Consider the following 236-nt stretch of genomic DNA (forward strand, 5'->3'; position numbering starts at 1 on the left):
GCCGCAGCGCAGCTGGGGATCGCCGGCAAGAACCGACCGATCCGCGGCACGGTCTGCATGGACCAGGTCGTCGTCGACCTGGACGGTGACCGTCCGTCGGTCGGGACCGAGGTGATCGTGTTCGGTCCACCGTCCGCCGGTGGTCCCACCGCGCAGGACTGGGCCGAGGCGTGCGGCACCATCAACTACGAGATCGTGACGAGGATCGGTGGCCGGATGACGCGACGCTACGTGGG

The 236-nt window shown here is 69.5% G+C and carries 1 protein-coding gene; it reads left to right on the forward strand.

Annotated features, from left to right (window positions below; translation table 11 throughout):
* Positions 1-236: alanine racemase C-terminal domain-containing protein (locus ACOADB_RS02325; RefSeq protein ID WP_378596298.1), on the forward strand; the 236-nt coding region annotated here is incomplete at both ends.

Origin of the sequence: Nocardioides sp. CPCC 206348 (assembly GCF_048654705.1) — a bacterium.
Lineage (GTDB): Bacteria > Actinomycetota > Actinomycetes > Propionibacteriales > Nocardioidaceae > Nocardioides.